General features: G+C 77.0%; 20 protein-coding genes. 15 read left to right on the top strand and 5 right to left on the bottom strand.

The genetic code is table 11. The features are described 5' to 3' along the window. The 15 genes from ACFCX4_RS11345 to ACFCX4_RS11275 all read left to right on the top strand — a co-directional run. Positions 1-609: alpha/beta fold hydrolase (locus ACFCX4_RS11345; protein ID WP_376140802.1), on the top strand; the 609-nt coding region annotated here is incomplete at its 5' end. After that, positions 606-1,607 (top strand): hypothetical protein, encoded by a 1,002-nt coding sequence (locus tag ACFCX4_RS11340; RefSeq protein ID WP_376140801.1) that lies wholly within the window; start codon positions 606-608, stop codon positions 1,605-1,607. The genes ACFCX4_RS11345 and ACFCX4_RS11340, both read left to right, overlap by 4 nt. Then, complete coding sequence (locus ACFCX4_RS11335) at positions 1,607-2,821, top strand: beta-ketoacyl synthase N-terminal-like domain-containing protein (RefSeq protein WP_376140799.1); 1,215 nt, start codon at positions 1,607-1,609, stop codon at positions 2,819-2,821. Before ACFCX4_RS11340 ends, ACFCX4_RS11335 begins: the two co-directional genes overlap by 1 nt. Next, the gene (locus ACFCX4_RS11330) at positions 2,815-3,807 is read left to right on the top strand and encodes a beta-ketoacyl synthase N-terminal-like domain-containing protein (RefSeq protein ID WP_376140798.1); all 993 of its coding nucleotides are present in this window, start codon (positions 2,815-2,817) and stop codon (positions 3,805-3,807) included. Before ACFCX4_RS11335 ends, ACFCX4_RS11330 begins: the two co-directional genes overlap by 7 nt. Continuing rightward, positions 3,788-4,618 (top strand): SDR family oxidoreductase, encoded by an 831-nt coding sequence (locus tag ACFCX4_RS11325; RefSeq protein WP_376140796.1) that lies wholly within the window; start codon positions 3,788-3,790, stop codon positions 4,616-4,618. Before ACFCX4_RS11330 ends, ACFCX4_RS11325 begins: the two co-directional genes overlap by 20 nt. After that, positions 4,615-5,775 (top strand): beta-ketoacyl synthase N-terminal-like domain-containing protein, encoded by a 1,161-nt coding sequence (locus ACFCX4_RS11320; RefSeq protein ID WP_376140794.1) that lies wholly within the window; start codon positions 4,615-4,617, stop codon positions 5,773-5,775. The genes ACFCX4_RS11325 and ACFCX4_RS11320 overlap by 4 nt, the downstream gene beginning before the upstream one ends. An 88-nt stretch (positions 5,776-5,863) precedes the next feature. Next, complete coding sequence (locus tag ACFCX4_RS11315) at positions 5,864-6,124, top strand: acyl carrier protein (protein WP_376140792.1); 261 nt, start codon at positions 5,864-5,866, stop codon at positions 6,122-6,124. Continuing rightward, complete coding sequence (locus tag ACFCX4_RS11310; protein WP_376140790.1) at positions 6,121-7,125, top strand: hypothetical protein; 1,005 nt, start codon at positions 6,121-6,123, stop codon at positions 7,123-7,125. Before ACFCX4_RS11315 ends, ACFCX4_RS11310 begins: the two co-directional genes overlap by 4 nt. A 6-nt stretch (positions 7,126-7,131) precedes the next feature. After that, positions 7,132-7,878, top strand: coding sequence for a 3-oxoacyl-ACP reductase FabG (gene fabG, locus ACFCX4_RS11305; RefSeq protein ID WP_376140788.1), 747 nt, complete (start codon positions 7,132-7,134; stop codon positions 7,876-7,878). Positions 7,879-7,913: 35 nt separating this feature from the next. Then, positions 7,914-8,612 carry a 2-hydroxychromene-2-carboxylate isomerase gene (locus ACFCX4_RS11300; RefSeq protein ID WP_376140786.1) on the top strand — a complete coding sequence of 233 codons (699 nt, stop codon included), beginning with the start codon at positions 7,914-7,916 and terminating at the stop codon, positions 8,610-8,612. Next, the gene (locus ACFCX4_RS11295) at positions 8,605-9,489 is read left to right on the top strand and encodes an alpha/beta fold hydrolase (protein WP_376140784.1); all 885 of its coding nucleotides are present in this window, start codon (positions 8,605-8,607) and stop codon (positions 9,487-9,489) included. The genes ACFCX4_RS11300 and ACFCX4_RS11295 overlap by 8 nt, the downstream gene beginning before the upstream one ends. After that, entirely contained in the window at positions 9,486-11,435 is a 1,950-nt protein-coding gene (locus tag ACFCX4_RS11290) for an enoyl-CoA hydratase-related protein (RefSeq protein ID WP_376140783.1), read from the top strand. The genes ACFCX4_RS11295 and ACFCX4_RS11290 overlap by 4 nt, the downstream gene beginning before the upstream one ends. Continuing rightward, the gene (locus ACFCX4_RS11285; protein WP_376140781.1) at positions 11,432-11,674 is read left to right on the top strand and encodes a DUF6059 family protein; all 243 of its coding nucleotides are present in this window, start codon (positions 11,432-11,434) and stop codon (positions 11,672-11,674) included. Before ACFCX4_RS11290 ends, ACFCX4_RS11285 begins: the two co-directional genes overlap by 4 nt. Then, the gene (locus tag ACFCX4_RS11280; protein WP_376140779.1) at positions 11,671-12,228 is read left to right on the top strand and encodes a sigma-70 family RNA polymerase sigma factor; all 558 of its coding nucleotides are present in this window, start codon (positions 11,671-11,673) and stop codon (positions 12,226-12,228) included. The genes ACFCX4_RS11285 and ACFCX4_RS11280 overlap by 4 nt, the downstream gene beginning before the upstream one ends. A gap of 258 nt (positions 12,229-12,486) precedes the next feature. Next, a complete protein-coding gene (locus ACFCX4_RS11275) occupies positions 12,487-13,065 on the top strand; it encodes a hypothetical protein (protein WP_376140777.1) in 579 nt (192 codons plus the stop codon). A 60-nt stretch (positions 13,066-13,125) separates the two neighbouring features. Here the strand turns inward: ACFCX4_RS11275 and ACFCX4_RS11270 are convergent, their stop codons facing one another. The 5 genes from ACFCX4_RS11270 to ACFCX4_RS11250 all read right to left on the bottom strand — a co-directional run bounded on the left by ACFCX4_RS11270 (position 13,126) and on the right by ACFCX4_RS11250 (position 17,514). Then, on the bottom strand, positions 13,126-13,608 hold the full coding sequence (locus ACFCX4_RS11270; RefSeq protein ID WP_376140775.1) for a hypothetical protein: 483 nt from the start codon (positions 13,606-13,608) through the stop codon (positions 13,126-13,128). A gap of 80 nt (positions 13,609-13,688) precedes the next feature. Then, positions 13,689-14,474, bottom strand: a complete 786-nt coding sequence (locus ACFCX4_RS11265; RefSeq protein ID WP_376140773.1) for an aminoglycoside adenylyltransferase domain-containing protein — start codon at positions 14,472-14,474, stop codon at positions 13,689-13,691. A gap of 68 nt (positions 14,475-14,542) precedes the next feature. Further along, positions 14,543-15,799 (bottom strand): MFS transporter, encoded by a 1,257-nt coding sequence (locus tag ACFCX4_RS11260; protein WP_376140771.1) that lies wholly within the window; start codon positions 15,797-15,799, stop codon positions 14,543-14,545. Positions 15,800-15,908: 109 nt separating this feature from the next. Further along, on the bottom strand, positions 15,909-17,174 hold the full coding sequence (locus ACFCX4_RS11255) for a KamA family radical SAM protein (RefSeq protein ID WP_376140769.1): 1,266 nt from the start codon (positions 17,172-17,174) through the stop codon (positions 15,909-15,911). A gap of 124 nt (positions 17,175-17,298) precedes the next feature. Further along, positions 17,299-17,514: an MbtH family protein gene (locus ACFCX4_RS11250; protein WP_376140767.1), complete on the bottom strand. Its 216-nt coding sequence runs from the start codon at positions 17,512-17,514 to the stop codon at positions 17,299-17,301. Positions 17,515-17,655: the final 141 nt, after the last annotated feature.

The raw sequence follows: 17,655 nt of genomic DNA, 5'->3' as shown, positions 1-17,655 counted from the left end.
GGCGACCCGGCCCGACTCGTCGGGCGGATCGCCCGGGCCACCGGGGCCCAGGTCGTGGTGGCCCACTCCTTCGCCGCCCTCGCCCTGCTCGAACACCTCGCCTCGCCGCGGCCCGCCGACCTGGAGGCCGCCGTCCTGGTCTCCCCGTTCTACCGCCCGCGCCCCGGCGACTTCGACTGGGCCACCCTGGCCCACTACCTGGAGGACTTCCACCTCATCCTGGACGAGGGACTGCGGGTCTCCGCCGAGGACCGCCTCGACGCCGCCACCCGCCGCGCGATGGCCCTGCGGGTGCGCGAACGCATCGGCCCCTACGGCTGGACCGACTTCTTCGGCGCCTACCTGCGCACCCCCTCCCTCGCCCTGGAGCGGGTGCGCCCGCCCGTCCTGGTCGTGGCCGGCCGGGACGACCTCGCCGCCCGCCCCGCCGACGCCCGCGCCCTGGCCGCCGCGCTGCCCCGGGCCCGTCTCGAAGTCCTTCCCGGCTGCGGCCACTTCCCGATGGCCGAGCAGCCCGAGCGGTTCACCCGCCTGCTGGAGGACTTCCTCACCCCCGCCGCCGCGGCCACCGCCGCCGCGGTCACCCACCCCCCGCTGGAGACGACGTGACCGGCACCTCGCTGACCACCGCCCGCGCCCTGCCCGCCGACGCCAAGGCGCTGCAGGAACCCACCACCGTCACCCTGCGCCCCCGCTTCGAGGGCTCCAACATCTGTACCTGGATCGGCTTCAAGCACGTCGACTACCTCGTCGAGGAAGCCGTGCTGGAGCACCTGCGCCGCAACGGCTGGGCCGCCGGACGCCTCTACGAGGAGTACGGGCTCTGCGTGGACCTCGTCGACATCGACGCCGCGATCCTCGCCGCCACCCACATCGACGACACCGTCACCGCCCGCGTGCACGTCCCCGCTCAGGACACCGCGGACGGCGAGATCACCCTCGCCGTCACCCTGCACACCGACGCGCCCACCCCCGTCAAGACCGCCACCGCCACCGTGCGGGTCGCCCTGCGCCACGACCCGCGCGGCGGCGCCGCGGCCCCCCTGCCCGAACCCGTCCTGCCCTACACCACGGCGCTCGTCGACCGCGCCGCGCGCGTCCGCCCCACCGCCCTGCCCACCGTGCCCGCCACCGCCGCGGACGGCCCGGAACTGCTCCGCGCCCTGACCGCCGGTGCCAACGCCCACGGCTGGAGCCGGCGCGTGCCGTACTACCACTGCCACTTCACCGAGCGCCTCCAGATGTCCGGCTACCTGCGGATGATGGAGGCGGCGGTCGACCGCTTCCTCGACGACCGCGGCATCTCGATCAAGCGGCTGCTCGACGAACAGGACTGGATCCCGGTCGTGCCGCGCAACAGCGTCAGCATGCTCGCCGAGGTGCGCATGGAGGAGCGGATCCACACCGTCCTCACCGTCGAGAACGTCTTCAAGCGGCTGACCTACACCGCCCGGATGGACTGCTACGTGCTGCGCGGGGGCGTCCCCGTGCACACCGCCACCGGCCGCATCACCCACGGCTACGCGCACATCGAGTCCCGGCGCGACTGGAACCTCGTCTCCTTCGACGACCGCATGCTCGACGCCCTGAACGGCCGGCGCCCCTGATGGACCCCGTCCTCGTCACCGGCGTGGGCGCGGTCACCTGCCACGGCACCGGCACCCGCGCGCTGCTGGACGCCATGACCGGCGCCCGCGCCCGCCGCCCCGACCGGGTCCCCGACCCGTGGGCCCGCATGGACCTGCCGCTCATGTACCTCGCCCCCGCCGCCCTCCCCGCCGGTGACGGTGACGAGGACGGTGACGGGGAGACGGGAGCGGGAGGGGCCCCCGGGCGGGCCGCCGTCCTGGCCCTCACCGCCGCCCGCGAGGCCCTCGCGGGGGCCGGCCTGGACCGCCGGGCCCTCGCCGCCGCCCGCACCGCCGTCGTCCTGGGCACCTGCATGGGCTCGCTCGGCGACCGCGAACGCGAACGCGACCGCCACCGGGCCGGCCACCCCGCGGCCGGCCCCTGGCGCCCCGCCTTCGACGTCGCCACCGCCCTGGCCGGCGCCCTCGGCCTGCGCGGGCCCGCGGGCAGCACCAGCAACGCCTGCGCCGCCGGGGGCTTCGCCCTGGCCACCGCCGCCGACATGATCCGCTGCGGCGAGGCGGACCTCGTCGTCACCGGCGGCGCCGACGCCTACTCCCGGATCGCGCTCGCCGGCTTCAACCGGATGGGCGCCGTCGACGCCCGGGGCTGCCGGCCCTTCACCACCGACCGGGCCGGCACCGTCTTCGGCGAGGGCGCCGGCATCCTCGTCCTCGAATCCGCCGCCCACGCCCGCGCCCGCGGCGCCCGGCCCCTCGCCGGGGTCGGCGAGTCCGGCTGGACCTGCGACGCCGGGCACCCCACGGCCCCCGAGGAGAGCGGCGAACAGATCACCCGGGCGATGCGCGAGGCACTGCGCCGCAGCGCACTGCCCCCCGACGCGATCGGCTGCGTCGTCCCGCACGGCACCGGCACCCGCCTCAACGACCGGATCGAGAGCGCCGCGCTCACCCGGGTCTTCCCCCGCCGGCAACCCCCCGCCTACAGCCTCAAGGCCCTGCTCGGCCACACCGGCGGGGCCGCCGCCGCGCTCGCCGCCGTCGCCGCCGTGCTCATCCTCGGCCGCGCCGCCGTCCCGCCCAACATCCCGGCCGGCCCCGCCGACCCCGACTGCCCGCTGCCGCTGCCCACCGCCGAGACGCCGCTGGCCGCGCCCGCCGTACTGGTCAACGCCTACGCCTTCGGCGGCAACAACATCTCCCTCGTCCTCCAGGAAAGCCCCGCATGCTGAGCGCACCCGACGACATCGTGGTCACCGGCGCCGCCGTCCTCGCCCCCGCCCCCGGCGACCCGCCCGGCGGCTGGTTCGACGCCGACGCCGAACTCGGCCCCCGCGGCCACAAGTACCTGCCGCGCGGCGCCTGCTACCTCCTCGCCGCCGGCCGCCGGGCGCTGCGCTCGGCCGGTGCCCTCGAATGCGTGCCCCCCGAACGCCGCGGCCTGGCGGTCGCCACCAACAACGCCCTCGCCCCGCTGTTCGGCACCATGGACGACACCGTCGTGCACAGCGACGCCGGCCGGCTGAGCCCCGCCCTCGCCCCCTACTTCGCCGTCAACGTGGTGGCCGCCAGGCTGGCCGCCGAACAGTCCCTCAAGGCCTTCAACCTCACCGTGACCACGCCCGCCGTCGCCGGGGTCGAGGCCCTCCAGCACGCGATGCGCGCCCTGCGCCTGGGCCGCGCCGACCTCGTCCTGGTCGCCGCCGTGGAGGACCACCTCGCCCCCGGCACCCCCGGCGAGGGGGAATCCGAGGAGGGCGCCGTCGCCCTCGTGCTGGAATCCCGCCCCGCCGCCCTGCGCCGCGGCGCCCCCGCGCAGGGCACCCTGCGCGCGGCCACCACCTTCCTCCCGCCGACCGCCGGCCGCGCGACGCCCGCCCCGGACGCGCCCGGGCCCGACGACGCCCCCGGCGCGCTGCGCCACGCCCTGGCCGACCTGCTCGCCGCTGTCGACGCCCACCCGCCCGCGCCGCTCCACCTGGTCCTGGACTCCTCGCCCCGGGCCCGCGCCACCGCCGCCCGGCTGCCGGCCGCCGCCGGCACCGCCGCCGCCGGCGCGGGGTGCCTGCGCCCCCTGCTGGACGCCGCCCAGCCCCTCACCGCCCGCACCGGCACCGGCCGGCTGGTCCTCGCCGCGACCGCCCACGGCCACCTGGCCGCCGTCCACACCCATTCCACCCCGCCCCCCGGAGGCCACCGTGCACAACCGCCTGCATGACCGCTGGTGCCTGGTGCTCGGCGCCTCCAGCGGCATCGGCCGGGCCACCGCGCTCGCCCTCGCCCGCCAGGGCGCCCACGTCGTCGGCCTGCACTTCGACCGCGGCGACGCGCTCGACGCGGCCCGCGGCCTCGAATGCGAGCTGCGTGCCCTCGGCGTCCGGGCCCACCTGCACAACGCCAACGCCGCCGCCGACCGCACCCGCGCCCGCCTCGTCCCCGAGATCGTCCGCCTCACCGGCGGCCGCGAACTGCGCACCGTCCTGCACTCGCTGGCCTTCGGCAGCCTCCGGCCCTTCCTGCCGGCCGACGGCGGCACCGGGGCCCTCACCCGCGCCCAACTGGAGATGACCCTCGACGTGATGGCCCACAGCCTCGTCTACTGGACCCAGGACCTGATGGCCGCCGGCCTGCTCGGCCGGGGCAGCCGCGTCCTCGCCATGACCAGCGCCGGCACCCACCAGGTGCTGCCCAGCTACGGCGCCGTCTCCGCCGCCAAGGCCGCCCTGGAATCCCACGTGCGCCAGCTCGCCTGCGAACTCGCCCCGCACGGGGTGTCCGTCAACGCCCTGCGGGCCGGCGTCACCGTCACCCCCTCGCTGCTGCGCATCCCCGGCCACGAGGAGTTCACCGGTCCCGGCGCCAACGGCAACCCGCACGGCCGCCTCACCACCCCCGAGGACGTCGCCGACGCCGTCACCCTGCTGGCCAACGCGCCCTCCTCCTGGCTCACCGGCAACACCATCGGCGTCGACGGCGCCGAACTCCTCGCCGCCGGAACCGGCTGGAACCCGAACGGAGGCACCCGGTGACCGCGACCGTCATCTCCGCCTGGTCCGTCCTGTCGCCCTACGGCACCGGCCCCGGGCCCTTCGCCGACGGCATCACCGCCGGCCGCCCCGTCGCACCCGGACTGGACCGCGACACCTGGCACGCGCCGCCCACCGGGGCCTGCCTGGTCCCCGGGTTCGACACCGCCGCCGCCCTGGGCACCCGCGGCACCCGCACCATGGACCGGCTCACCGGACTCACCGTCGCCACCCTCGGCACCCTCCTCGCCCCCGGCGCCGGCCCCGGCACCCCGGACGGCGGCGGCGCCGGGCCCGGGCTCCTCACCGACCACGACCGCACCGCCCTGGTGCTCGGCACCGGCTCCGGCAGCGTCCAGAGCACCATGGACTTCACCCGGGACGCCCTCACCGGCGCCAAGCCCTTCCACGTCGACCCGGCCCGCTTCCCCAACACCGTGATGAACCGGGCCGCCGGCGCCAGCGCCATCTGGTACGGCCTCAAGGGCCCCAACGCCACCCTCGCCGGCGGCCCCCTGACCGCCCTCCAGGCCCTGCGCTACGCCACCCGGCTGCGCGAGCGCGGCCACTGCCGCACCGTGCTGTGCGCCGCCGTCGAGGAGTACTCCGAGGAACGCGCCTGGCTGGCCTGGCACACCCGCGACGACCGGCACCGCGCCACCCCGCTCGCCGAGGCCTGCGCCGTCTTCCTCCTGGAGGACGCCGAGGACGCCGCCCACGCCGGGCGCGCCCCGCTGGCCGACGTCCTCGCCGTGCGCTTCGGTGCGGCCCCCGGCCCCGGCGGCCTGGCCGCCACGCTGGGCAGGCTGCTCCGCGAGGCCCTGCGCGAGGCCGGCGCCGACCCGGGCGAGGTGCGCTGGGCCGCGCCCTCCCGGCGTACCACCGCACCCCCCGGCACCTGCCCGATGGGCTTCGGCGCCGCGCCCCGGCCGGTGGAGGAGGCGGAACGCGAGGCACTGCGGGACGTCCTGCCGCCCGGTGGCGCCCGTCCGATCGACGTCCAGGACCTGCTCGGCGACGCCGGTGCCGCGTCGGCCGGCCTGCAGATCGCCGCCGTCCTCGCCGAGGCCGCCCGCCGGCCGCAGCCCGGGGGGATCGGGGTGGTCACCGCCGTCGACGAGGACGGCCTCGCGGCCTGCCTGGTCCTGCGGCTGCGCTGAACCGCGCCGCACCTCCCCGCCGCCGACCCCGGCGGCACCCGCCGTACCGTCCCGCACCGTCCGACCGCAGCGCACGAAGGAGACCCCCATGACCCAGCCGGGCACCGTCCTCGACAAGGAACACCTGCGCGCCCTGCTCGCCGACGTCCTGGACGTCGACGTCGCCGACGTCTCCGACACCGCCCACTTCGTCGACGACCTCGGCGTCGACTCGCTGATGGCGCTGGAGATCACCGTCCGCCTGGAGGAGGAGTACCCCGTCAGGCTCAGCGAGGACGAGCTGACCCGGCTCTCCACCCTGGACGAGACCCACGCCCTGCTGCTCGCCAAGCTCGGTGACGCCGCGTGACCCCGCCCGTCCCCAACCCGCTGGGCCTGGCCCCGCACCGGCTGGTCCGCGAGGACGGCCGTACCGTCGCCCACGCCCGCGCCGAACCCGGCCACCCCGTCCTGCCCGGCCACTACCCGGGCTTCGCCGTGCTGCCCGCCGTCTGCCTCGTCGACTGCGCCCACCGCGCCGTCGCCGCCGACCTCCACCCCGACGGCCCCGTTCCCGAACTCGCCGCCGTCGAACGCTGCCGGCTGCGCCGGCCCGTGCTGCCCGGTGACGACCTCACGCTCACCCTCGCCCACCGGCACGGCCCCGACGGCGAGGTGCGCACCGACGTCACCGTGACCACCGCGCGCGGACGCTGCGCCGACCTGCGCCTGGTCCACCGCCCCGCCCCGGCCGGCGCCGTCACCGCCGCCGGGGCGGGCAGCGGGGACTCCACCGGGACCACCGGCGCGACCTCCGCCGGCGGGACCTCCACCGGCGCGGCCGACGGGCCGGCCGGCCGGCCGCCGGTGGCCGACACCGTCGCGGTCGCCGGCATCATCCCGCACCGGTACCCGATCCTGCTCGTCGACCGGGTCACCCGCCTCGACCCCGACCGCACCCTCACCGCGGTCAAGGCCGTCACCGCCAACGAACCCTGCTACGCCGGCCTCACCGAGGACCACGGGCCCCACCGCTACCACTACCCGCGCCCGCTGCTCGCCGAGTCCTGGGCCCAGGCCGCCGTGCTGCTCGCCTGCTGGAACACCCCCAATCCCGACGTCACCACCGGCAAGGTCGAACTCGCCGGAGCCTTCGACGACATCGCCTTCCACCGGCCCGTCACCCCCGGCGACCTCCTGGAGCACCACGTCCGCGTGGTCCGGGCCGTCGGCGACAGCACCATCCTGGCCGGCGGGACCCGCGTCGCCGGCCGCCCCGTCGCCGACTTCGGCCACTTCATCGTCACCCTGCGCCCGCTCGCCGACCTCCTCGCGCCCGCCGCCCCGGCGGCCCGACCCGTCAAGGAGTAGCCCGCCATGTCCCACCCCACCCGCCCCGTCGCCGTGGTCTCCGGCGGTTCCCGGGGCATCGGCCGGGCCGTCGTGCACCGGCTCGCCCGCGCCGGGCACGACGTGGCGTTCTGCTACCGCGACGACCACGACGCCGCCGGGGCCGCCACCCGCGACGCCGAGGCCGAGGGCGCCCGGGTGCTGCCGGTCCGGGCCGACGTCACCGACCCCGAGGCCGCCCGCGCCTTCGTCGCCGCCGCCGAGCACGAACTGGGCCCGGTCCACACCGTCGTCAGCTGCGCCGGCATCATCCGCGACAAACCCCTGCTGATGATGGACACCGCCGACTGGACCCGGGTCGTCGACGTCAACCTCAACGGCACCTACCACCTGTGCCGTGCCGCCGCGTTCGGACTCATGAAGCGCCGGGCGGGCAGCATCGTCACCCTCTCCTCCGTCAGCGGCCTGCACGGCAACGCCGGACAGGCCAACTACGCCGCCACCAAGGCCGGGATCATCGGCCTCACCAAGACCATCGCCAAGGAGTTCGGCCGCTACGGCGTCCGCGCCAACACCGTGGCCCCCGGCTTCATCACCACCGACATGACCGCCCACCTGTCCGGGAGCAACGCCGAGGCCCTGCGCGAACGCATCACCCTGCGCCGCTTCGGCACCCCCGAGGAGGTCGCCGAACTCGTCGCCTTCCTCGCCTCCGAGCAGGCCGGCTACATCACCGGCCAGGTCCTGGCCGTCGACGGCGGCATCACGCTGTGACCCGGCCACCCGGCACCCCGACCGAAGGCGAGACGATGGCCGAACCCGCCCGGTTCTACTTCTCCCTGCGCAGCCCCTACTCCTGGCTCGTCCACCGCGAGCTGACCGCCCGCCACGCCGCCACCGCCGCCGCGCTGGACTGGGTGCCCTACTGGGAACCCGACGAGCACAGTCGCCGTCTGCTCGCCCGCACCCGGCACACCTTCGTCTACACCGCGATGTCCCGCCCCAAGCACTTCTACATCCTCGCCGACGTGCGCCGCCTGGCCGCCGCCCGCGGGCTGCGCGTCACCTGGCCGGTCGACCGCCGGCCCGTCTGGGAGGTCCCGCACCTGGCCTACCTCGCCGCCCACCGGGAGGGCCGCGGCCACGAGTTCGCCGACCGGGTGTACACCGCGCGCTGGCTGGAGGGCCGAGACATCTGCGACCCCGCCACCATTGCCGGGATCGGCGACCGGCTTGGCCTGGACGGCGCCCGGCTCGCCACCGCGGCCGACGACCCGGGGCTGCGCGAGGAGGGTGCCGCCGCGCTGCGCCGCGCGGTCGAGGAGGGCGTCTTCGGGGTGCCGTACTTCGTCCGCGGCCACGACAGGTACTGGGGGCTGGACCGCCTGGAGGCCTTCCTGGCGGCCGGGGGCGACGTCCCCGACGCCGGTGCCGACGCCGGGGCCGACGCCGGTGCCGACGCCCTGCCGGACGGAGGTGACCTCGACCATGCCGGAGGCTGTGGCTGAGCCCACCCCAGACGTGCCCGCCCCTGACGCGCCCGCCCTCGCCGCCGCCGGGCCCGAAGCGCCCGCCCCGGGGACGACCGTGGACGCCGGCGGCTGGACCTTCGGTCTGCACCGCCGCGGCGACGGCGCCCCCCTCGTGCTGCTGCACGGCCTGCTGACCGACAGCCGGGTCTGGCAGCCGCTCGCCGCCGGCCTGCCCGGCCGCACCACCCTCGCCTTCGACGCCCCCGGCCACGGCCTGGCCCCCGCCCGCACCGCCCCCCACACCCTGGAGGAGGAGGTCGACCGTCTCGCCGACGCCTACCGCGCCGTCATGGGCGAGCGGCCCGCGGTCTGGGCCGGCCACTCCATGGGCGGCATGAAGACCTGGCGGATGGCCCTGCGCCACCCCGGCCTGGTCGCCGGACTCGTCCAGATCGACACCCGGCCGGACCCCGAACCCGACAGCACCCGCGCCCCCTTCGAGGCCATGGTCGAGGCCGTCAAGGCCGACGGAATGACCCCGGACCTCGCCGCCATGGTCGCCCGGCTGAACTTCCGCCGCTCCTTCCTCACCACCCCCGCCGCCCGCCACTGGGTCGACCACTTCACCACCCTCACCGGCGAGCGCATCGAGCACGCCTGTCACGCGGTCTACCGCCGGGGCGACATCACCGGGCAACTGCCGGGCCTCGACGTACCCGTGCTGGTCGTCCACGGCGCCGACGACGTGCCCATCCGCCTGCCCGTGGTCCGCGCCACCACCGCGCTGATGCCCCGCGCCCGCCTCACCGTCCTGCCCGCCACCGGCCACACCCCGCCCGTCGAACGGCCCGCCGAACTCCTCGCCGCCGTCCGCGAGTTCCTCACCGACCCCGCCGTCCAGGAGCGCACATGACCACCCCGCAGGCCCCGTACGAGACCGTCACCACCCCCCGGCTGAGCGAGGCCCGGCTGCCCGGCGGCGCCGACACCCTCGCGCTCGTCACCCTGGACAACGGTCTGCCGCCGATCGGCCCGCACGCCCGCCCCGCCACCTTCGGCCCCCACGGCCTGGACCTGCTGGACGCCGCCCTCGACACCCTCGCCGCCCGCGCCGGTGAGGGGGCGATCACCGCCGTCGCCCTCACCGGCACCGCCTTCGTCTTCAGCACCGGCGCCGACCTCGCCCTCGCCGCCGGCGTCACCGACCGCGCCGAGGCCGCCGCCACCCTGCGCCGGGGGCACCAGGTCTTCCGGCGCCTCGCCGAACTTCCCGTCCCCACCTTCGCGTTCCTCAACGGCGTCGCCATCGGCGGCGGCCTCGAACTCGCCCTGCACTGCACCTACCGCACCGTGTCGCGCGGCGCCCCCGCGCTCGCCCTTCCCGAGGTCTCGCTCGGCCTGGTCCCCGCCTGGGGCGGCCTCCCCGAGGCCCTGCGCCTGCTCGGCCCCGACCGGACCGTCACCCTCCTCCTGGACCACCCCCTGGACCACCGGCGGATGCTCACCGGCCCCCAGGCCCACGCGTTCGGCCTCGCCGACACCCTCCTCGAACCCTCCCGCTTCCTGGACCGCTCACTGGCCTGGGCCGCCGACGTCCTCACCGGACGCCACAAGGTCACCAGGCCCGCGCCCCAGGACCACGACGACCAGTGGGACGCCGCCCTCGCCCGCGCCGCCGGCCTCGTCACCGCCCGCACCCACGACGCCCTGCCCGCCGCCCGGCACGCCCTCGGACTGCTGAGGCAGGCCCGCACCGCCACCCCCGGGGAGCTCCGCACCGCCGCCGAACGGGCCGCCACCGACCTCTTCACCGGCCCCGAGTTCCGCGACAGCCTCTACGCCCTCGGGCTCACCCGCACCCGCGCCGCCACCCACCCCCGGCGCCCCGACCCCGCCCCCGCCCGCACCGTGCGACGCCCGGCCCTGCTCGGCGACGGCGCGGCGGGCCTGACGCTGGCCGCCCTCCTGGTGGAGCGGCTCGCGCTGCCGCTGACCGTCCACCACCCCGACCCGGAGAACCGCGCCGCCGCCGTCGCCGCCCTCCACCGGCACCTGGACGGGGCCGTGGCCGCCGGCCGCCTCACCCCCGACAGCGCCCGCCGCCGCGCCGGCCTCGTCACCGCCGCCGCCACCCCCGGGGCGCTCGCCGGCACCGACCTGCTCATCGACGCGCTGCCCGCCGACGGCCCCGCCACCGGACGGCTGCTGCGCCGCGCCGAGGCAGCCCTCGCCGCCGGCGCCCCCGTCCTGGTCACCACCGCCCGCACCGTCGCCGCCACCGCCGCCGCGCTCGCCGACCCCGGCCGCGCGGTGGGCCTGCGCCCCACTCCGGGCCCCGCCGGGCCCGCCGCCGGCGCCGAACTCTCCCGCACCCCCGCCACCGACCCGGCCGCGGCGGCCACCGCCGCCGCCCTCGCCACCCGGCTGGACCTGCCCTGCCTGCCCGTCGGAGACCACCCCGGCACGGTCGGCGAACACCTGCGCCGCGCCTTCCGCGAAGCCCTGCGGACGCACGCCCGCGCCGAGGACCTGGACGCCGTCCTGGCCCCGCTCGCCCTGCCCCGCTCCCCGTTCGCGGCCCACCCCGGAGCCCCCGGCCCCGCGGAGGGACCGGCCGGGAGCCCCGCGGGGGGCCCGTCCGGGACCGACCCCCGCGCCCTGGAGCTGGCGCTGGGCGCCCTGGCCCGCACCATCGACACCCTGCTCGCCGACGGCGTGCTGGCCGGCCCGGCCGACGCCGACCTCGCCCTGCTGTCCGGCGGCGACTGGCCCTTCCACCTCGGCGGCATCACCCCCTACCTCGACCGCAGCGGCATCGCCGCCGACACCCTGGGCCGCACCTTCGGACCGCCGCGATGACCCACGTCCCGCGCGGCGCCCTGCCCTGGCGCTACCGGGTCATCGCGGCACTGCACGCCCTGTACCGGGCGCTGGCCCTCTACGGCACCCTCTGGTCCGCCCCCCAGCACCCCGAGCAGGTCGCCCTGCTGACCCGCCCGCCCGGCCCGCCGCCCGGTCACCCCGAACGCCGCCCCGACCCGCCGCCGCGGTCCCCGCCCGCGGCCGCCCCGCCACCCCGCCGGAAGGGGAACCCGTGACCAGCCCGTCGCCGACCCGCAACGACGCCCACACCACGGGTCTGGCCCTCGCCGCCCGGGACGGCGACGCCGACGCCGCCGACCACCTCGTCCGCGCCCTGCACCGGGACGTCTGGCGGTTCGTCGCCCACCTGACCCACGACCCGCAGGCCGCCGACGACCTCACCCAGGAGACCTTCCTGCGCGCCCTGGGAGCCCTCGGCCGCTACCAGGGCCGCGCCTCGGCCCGGAACTGGCTGCTCGCCATCGCCCGGCGCGCCGTCGTCGACCACTACCGCCGCAGCACCACCCGGCCCCGGGTGTCGGCGGGCACCGCCTGGGAACAGGCCGCCGAACGCGCCCAGCCCGCCGGCCTGCCCGGCTTCGACGACGGCGTCGCCCTGCGCCACCTCCTGGACGGCCTGCCCGAGGAGCGCCGCACCGCCTTCGTCCTCACCCAACTGGTCGGCCTGCCCTACGCCGACGCCGCCCACCTCAGCGGCTGCCCCGTCGGCACCGTCCGCTCCCGGGTCGCCCGGGCCCGCACCACGCTGCGCCGCGGCCTCGAAGCCTGAGCCGTACCGGGACGGGCCGCTCCGGAGGCGGGCCGCGCCGCGACGGGCCGCCACGGCTGCCGGAAGACGCCCGGAGCGCCCCCGGGAGCCGCTCCGACGACCTCCCCCGGATCCCGGCCCGCCCGGATTCGAGGGAGGTCGAAGGGCTTTGCCCGGCGGTTCCGCGCCTGCCGAGACTTGAGCGGCCGACGCGGCCCCGGCACCCCGGAGCAGGCCGCGCCGTGCCCCCGCAGAAGCGACTTCAGGAGAGTGTCCGTCATGCGAAACCCGCGTTCTCTCGCTCCCCGTGCCGGCGTCGCCCTGAGCGCCGCGCTCATGGCCGCAGGCCTCCTCGGCGGCCCCGCCTTCGCCGCCGACGGCGCCCCGGCCGCGAGTCCCACCACCACGGTGCCCGCCGCCGTGGCCGCGGCCACGGCCGCCGGGGCCGCCGTCGCCCCCGCCTCGGACACCGACCAGACGGTCGTCCGGGCCACCGCCGGGCTGACCCGCGGCCAGAGCTGGTCCTCACCGGACGGCAGCACCGTCCTGCACCAGCAGTACGACGGGCACGTCGTCCTCTACAAGAACAACGTCGCGATCTGGACCGCCGTCGGCACCTACGGGGTCGGCACCTACTTCTACGTCCAGAACGACGGCAACCTCACCGCCTACGACGCGGCCTGGCGCCCGCTCTGGGAGAGCCGCACCGGCCGTCACCCCGGCGCCTACCTGGCCATCCAGAACGGCGGCAACCTGGTCGTCTACTACGGCAACACCCCGCTGTGGTGGTCCAACTACCGCCCCGGCGGAAACGACCCGACCGACCCCGAGTGCCGCCCGGGCCGGCTCTGCCCGTAACCCGGTCACGGCCGCGGGCCGACCGACGGGGCGGGTGCCGCACGCCGGCACCCGCCCCGCTCAGTTCCGGCGACGGCGGCCGCGGCCCAGGTCCCGGGCGTGCAGCAGGGCCCCGTCCACCAGCGCGGTGAGCCGGGCGGTGCCCTCGGCGTGGCCCGTCCGCTGCGGCCACGCGTCCACCGGGTGCCACCCGCCGCCGCCGGTCAGCGGCGGCGCCGGAGCGGACGTCTCGACGCCCTCCGGAAGCACCGGCAGCCGCACCAGCAGCCGTTGCCCCCAGGCGACGACCGCGGCCACCCCCTCGAACGCGAGCACCGGCATCCCGTAGGCGCACGACACGGGGTGGCGCGGCCTCAGGGCCTCCATCCGCTCCTGGAGATCCGGATGGGCGTGCAGCTGCCAGGCGCCGATGGTGAAGTCGCCGGGACCGGACGGCGGCGTCGCCTGCAGCCGGAGAACGGCCAGCAGGGCGCGGTTCTCCGGGAGTTCGGGCAGCGGCTCGTACCGCGGCGGCAGCGACGGGGGGCGGTTGCGGCGGACCATGACACCGACGGTAGCTCCTCCGGTCGGGCCCGGTCGCGGATCCCCGGACTCCGCCGCCGCGGACCGTGCGTGAGCGGGCGTCAGTTCCTCCCGAGCTCCTCGCCCGCCCACGCCAGGAAGGCCCGCACCTCGGCCGGGGGCGGTCCGGCCCCGGCCGTTCGCGGCCGCTCGGAACCGCGCAGCGCCGCCTCCAGCAGCGGCCGGAACCCCGGCTCGGCGGCGGCGAGCAGCCGACCCGCCGACCGCTTGGAGCACCAGCGTCCGGTGCGGGCGAACAGCACCGCCCGGCAGCCGTTCAGCACCCGGTCGTCCGCCGCGTGCCCCCCGCCCTCGGCGTGCTCGCGCACGGAGGCGCGCAGCGCGGCCCGCAGGTCGGCTGGGGCCGGCTCCGCGACGGCCCGCCGGGCCGGCGCGCCCCACAGCGCGATCCCGGCCCGGTGGACGATCGAGCGGTCGAGGACGAACCAGAAGGCCGGCGGCCCGGTGCCGTCCAGGTCGGCCCGTTCCGGCAGCCGCGCCCCGGTGTTGAGGTTCAGCAGGTGGCCGGCCGCACCCGAGGGGCGGCCGGCGGACTCCGCGTCGTACACCACCAGCTCCAGCCCGGCGGCCGGACACGGCAGCCGCGGGTGGGCGAGCTCGCGGGCCAGGTCCCGCGGCAGCCCGGCGGGCGGCCCCGGCGCGAGGACGACCACCACGTCCACGTCGCTGCGCCCGTGCCGGTAGTCCCCGAGCGCCACCGAGCCGGCCGCCAGCACGCTCACCACCCGGTCGGCGCCGCACACGGCGAGCACCCGGCGCACGAGCTCCGCCAGGTAGCCGCGCAGCTCCGCCGGGAGCGGCCGCCCGTCCTCGTCGGCACGGTTCACGGCACCAGTCTGCCGCCCGCGCGGCCCGCCCGCGTCGCCCGTGTCTCCCGCTCGGGCCCGCCGGGCCGTCACGTCCCGGTGGACATCGACCTGATGCCGCTGCTGAAGGTGGCGGTGACGGCGGCGATGCCGACGATCAGCGCGAAGACCATCAGCGCCGCCGTGCTGGACACGCGGTCCAGCAGCAGGCCCGCGAGGACGGGTGCCAGGGCCGCCGCCGAGGTGGCGGCCAGGATGATGACGCTGAAGACCCGGCCCTGGAGGTGGTCCGGGGTGATGGCCGCCTGGTACCCGAACAGCGCCGCGTTGGCGGTGGGGCCGAGGAAGACGGCGGCGGCCAGTGGCACGGCGGCGAGCACACTGGTGGAGAGCAGCGCGCTGCCGGCCATCAGGACGGCGGTGGCCCAGCTGAGCACCAGGATCAGGGTCGGCAGCCGCAGCCGGCGCTGGAGGGAGGGGGCGGCGAGGGCGCCCAGCAGACCGCCGACCGCGAAGATCGTGCTCGCCAGCCCGACCAGGTAGGACGAGGTCCCGGAGCGCTGGAGCGAGACGATGATGGCGAACAGCATGCCGGTGAACGCCATGTTGAGCGGAGCCGCGATCAGCAGCAGGGCGCGCAGGAAGGGGTTGCCCAGGACGAACCGGACGCCCTCGGCGCCGGCCGCCCGCCCGGAGGGGCCGGCGACCGCCTTGTCCCTGGGCTCCTGCATCGGCTCGCGGATCGCCAGCAGGGCGGCCAGCGAGAGCAGGTAGCTCAGCGCGTTGCCGAGGAAGGGCAGCGACCTGCCCAGCCCGAACAGCAGCCCGCCCAGCTGCGGGCCGGCCAGCTGCGTCCCGTACGAGCGCGCCTCGTTGCGGGCGACCGCGTCGGAGAGCTGCCCGGGGCGGACCAGGTTGCGCACCGCCGCGTGCTCGGCGGTGCTGAACACGGCGTTGGCGGCGGCGTTGACGACCACCAGCACCAGCACCATCGCCAGCGAGGCGGCGTCGGCGAGCACGGCGACCCCGAGCACGGCGAAGGCGACGATCCGCAGGGCGTCGCAGACCACCATCAGCCGGCGCCGGTCGAAGCGGTCGGCCACGATGCCGGCCGGCAGCCGGCAGACCATGCCGGCCAGCAGGCCGGTGGTGCCGACCAGACCGGCCCGGGTCGGCGACCCGGTCATCTGGAGCACCAGCAGCGGCAGCGCCAGATTGGCCATCGCGCTGCCGAGGTCGGAGAGGCACTGGCTGGTCCAGAGCAGGTTGAACGCGCGGTTGCGCCAGAGGTTCGGGGACGGCTCGGTCCCGGTGGCGGGGACGGCGTCCTCGGTGGTGGGCCGCACTACTGCCTCGCTTTCGGAGCGCGTCGGGGCCGGCGGGCGGATCCCGGACCCGAGAGGAGGGCGGCGCAGGGCCGGACCGCGGCGTCCGGGGCCTGCGGGGCGGCCGGGGTCACCGGGGCCACCAGGAGCCGAGGGCGGGGCGCAGGTCGTCGAACCACTCGGCGGCCGGGTCGTGGTGGGCGAAGAACTGGCGGCCCACCTGGGCCGGGTCCCGGGCCTGGAGCATCCGGAGGGAGAACACCTCGGTGCCGGCGATCTCCGTGACGGCGTCGACGAGCACCTTGCCGGGCGCGGCGGACATCACCGGCCCCCGGGCGGTGCGGGCCAGACCGGAGACGGTCCGGACGGAGTCCGAGTAGATCCGCAGCGCCCGGGTCAGCGGGACACCGAAGTAGTTGCGGGCGCCGGTGTCGCGCTCGACGAACATGTAGTAGGGCACCACGCCGAGTTCGACGAGCCGCTGCCACATCGCCGACCAGTCCTCGGCCCGGTCGTTGACGTGCGCGATGACCGGGGCCTGGGCCCGGATCACCGCGCCGGTGGCCCGGATCCGCCGGATCGCCTCCGCGACCGCGGGGTGCTCCAGCTCGCGGACGTGGGAGAAGTGCGCCATCACCGCCACGTGCCGCCCGCTCGCCACGATCCGCTCGAAGAGCCGCAGCACGTCGTCGGCGTCGTGGTCGGTGAGGAAGCGGGCGGGCCAGTAGGACAGCGCCTTGGTGCCGAACCGGATCGTCCGTATCCGCTCCAGCTCCGGGGTGAGCATCGGGGCCACCCAGCGCTCCAGCACGGTGGCGCTCATGATCATGGGGTCGCCGCCGGTGAACAGGACGTCGGTGACCGTGGGGCTGGCGGCCAGGTAGGAGACCACCCGGGAGACGTCGGAGGAGGCCTGCCGGATGTCGGCGTTGCCGACGAACTGGGACCAGCGGAAGCAGTACCCGCAGTAGGAGTGGCAGGTCTGCCCCTGCGAGGGGAAGACCAGGACCGTCTCGGCGTACTTGTGCTGGACGCCGGAGAGGGGCAGGCCCTCGTGGACCGGGACGTTCGCGTCCACCTGGGCGCCCGGGTTGGGGTTGAGCAGGGCGTGGGCCGCCCGGGCGGCCTTGCGGATCACGGCGGGGGAGGCGGCGGCCAGATGGAGCGCCGACAGGGTCTCGAAGATGTCCGGCGGCAGCATGTCCCGGTGCGGGAAGGTGAGCCGGAAGATCGGGTCGTCGGGGACGGCGGACCAGTCCACCAGCTCGTCCACGACGTACTGGTTGACCTTGAACGGCAGGACCGAGGAGACCACCCGCAGTTCGTGCAGATACTCCGCGGGCATGCCCCGCTCGCCGGCCAGCCGTTCCAGCCGCTCGTGGGAGTAGACCTTCATCACCACCACCTCACGCTCTGTCCTGGTTTCTCGTGGGTGCCCGGGGCCCCGGGCTCGGGGCCGGGCGTCTGGGTGTGCGGGCCCGGGGCCGCCGCGGGCGTGCGGCGGCCCCGGGGCGGGGGCGTCAGGCCCGTTCGGCCTCGGCCATCCGCAGGCGCAGGCTCAGCGGGCGCATGTCGGTCCACACCTCGTCGATGTGGGCCAGGCAGGCGCTCTTGACGCCCTCGAAGCCGGTGGCGGTCCAGCCGGCCGGCAGCTCGCGGCCGGTGGCCCAGATGGAGTACTGCTCCTCGTGGTTCACCACGACCCGGTAGACGGTGGTGTCCTCGGTGTCGGACATCTCGGTGGTCCCTTCTTCGTGTGCCGGCCGGACGGGTTCGGTCCGGTCGGACGGGATTCGGACGGACGGGAATCGGACGGGTCCGGTGCGGACGGGTCCGGTGCGGATCGGGGCCGGCCGCCCGGGACGCGGGCGCCCGGC

Origin of the sequence: Kitasatospora sp. NPDC056327, assembly GCF_042261735.1 — a bacterium.
Classification (GTDB): domain Bacteria; phylum Actinomycetota; class Actinomycetes; order Streptomycetales; family Streptomycetaceae; genus Kitasatospora.
Note: the sequence above shows the minus strand (reverse complement) of the source record. Positions and strands in the feature narration are given on the sequence as shown.

What these genes read in the sequence shown, in the direction of transcription:
- ACFCX4_RS11335 (WP_376140799.1), top strand. Translation starts at nt 1,607, where the DNA reads ATGGACCCCGTCCTCGTCACCGGCGTGGGCGCGGTCACCTGCCACGGC.
- ACFCX4_RS11330 (WP_376140798.1), top strand. Translation starts at nt 2,815, where the DNA reads ATGCTGAGCGCACCCGACGACATCGTGGTCACCGGCGCCGCCGTCCTC.
- ACFCX4_RS11315 (WP_376140792.1), top strand. Translation starts at nt 5,864, where the DNA reads ATGACCCAGCCGGGCACCGTCCTCGACAAGGAACACCTGCGCGCCCTG.
- fabG (WP_376140788.1), top strand. Translation starts at nt 7,132, where the DNA reads ATGTCCCACCCCACCCGCCCCGTCGCCGTGGTCTCCGGCGGTTCCCGG.
- ACFCX4_RS11300 (WP_376140786.1), top strand. Translation starts at nt 7,914, where the DNA reads ATGGCCGAACCCGCCCGGTTCTACTTCTCCCTGCGCAGCCCCTACTCC.
- ACFCX4_RS11290 (WP_376140783.1), top strand. Translation starts at nt 9,486, where the DNA reads ATGACCACCCCGCAGGCCCCGTACGAGACCGTCACCACCCCCCGGCTG.
- ACFCX4_RS11285 (WP_376140781.1), top strand. Translation starts at nt 11,432, where the DNA reads ATGACCCACGTCCCGCGCGGCGCCCTGCCCTGGCGCTACCGGGTCATC.
- ACFCX4_RS11275 (WP_376140777.1), top strand. Translation starts at nt 12,487, where the DNA reads ATGCGAAACCCGCGTTCTCTCGCTCCCCGTGCCGGCGTCGCCCTGAGC.
- ACFCX4_RS11270 (WP_376140775.1), bottom strand. Translation starts at nt 13,608, where the DNA reads ATGGTCCGCCGCAACCGCCCCCCGTCGCTGCCGCCGCGGTACGAGCCG.
- ACFCX4_RS11255 (WP_376140769.1), bottom strand. Translation starts at nt 17,174, where the DNA reads ATGAAGGTCTACTCCCACGAGCGGCTGGAACGGCTGGCCGGCGAGCGG.
- ACFCX4_RS11250 (WP_376140767.1), bottom strand. Translation starts at nt 17,514, where the DNA reads ATGTCCGACACCGAGGACACCACCGTCTACCGGGTCGTGGTGAACCAC.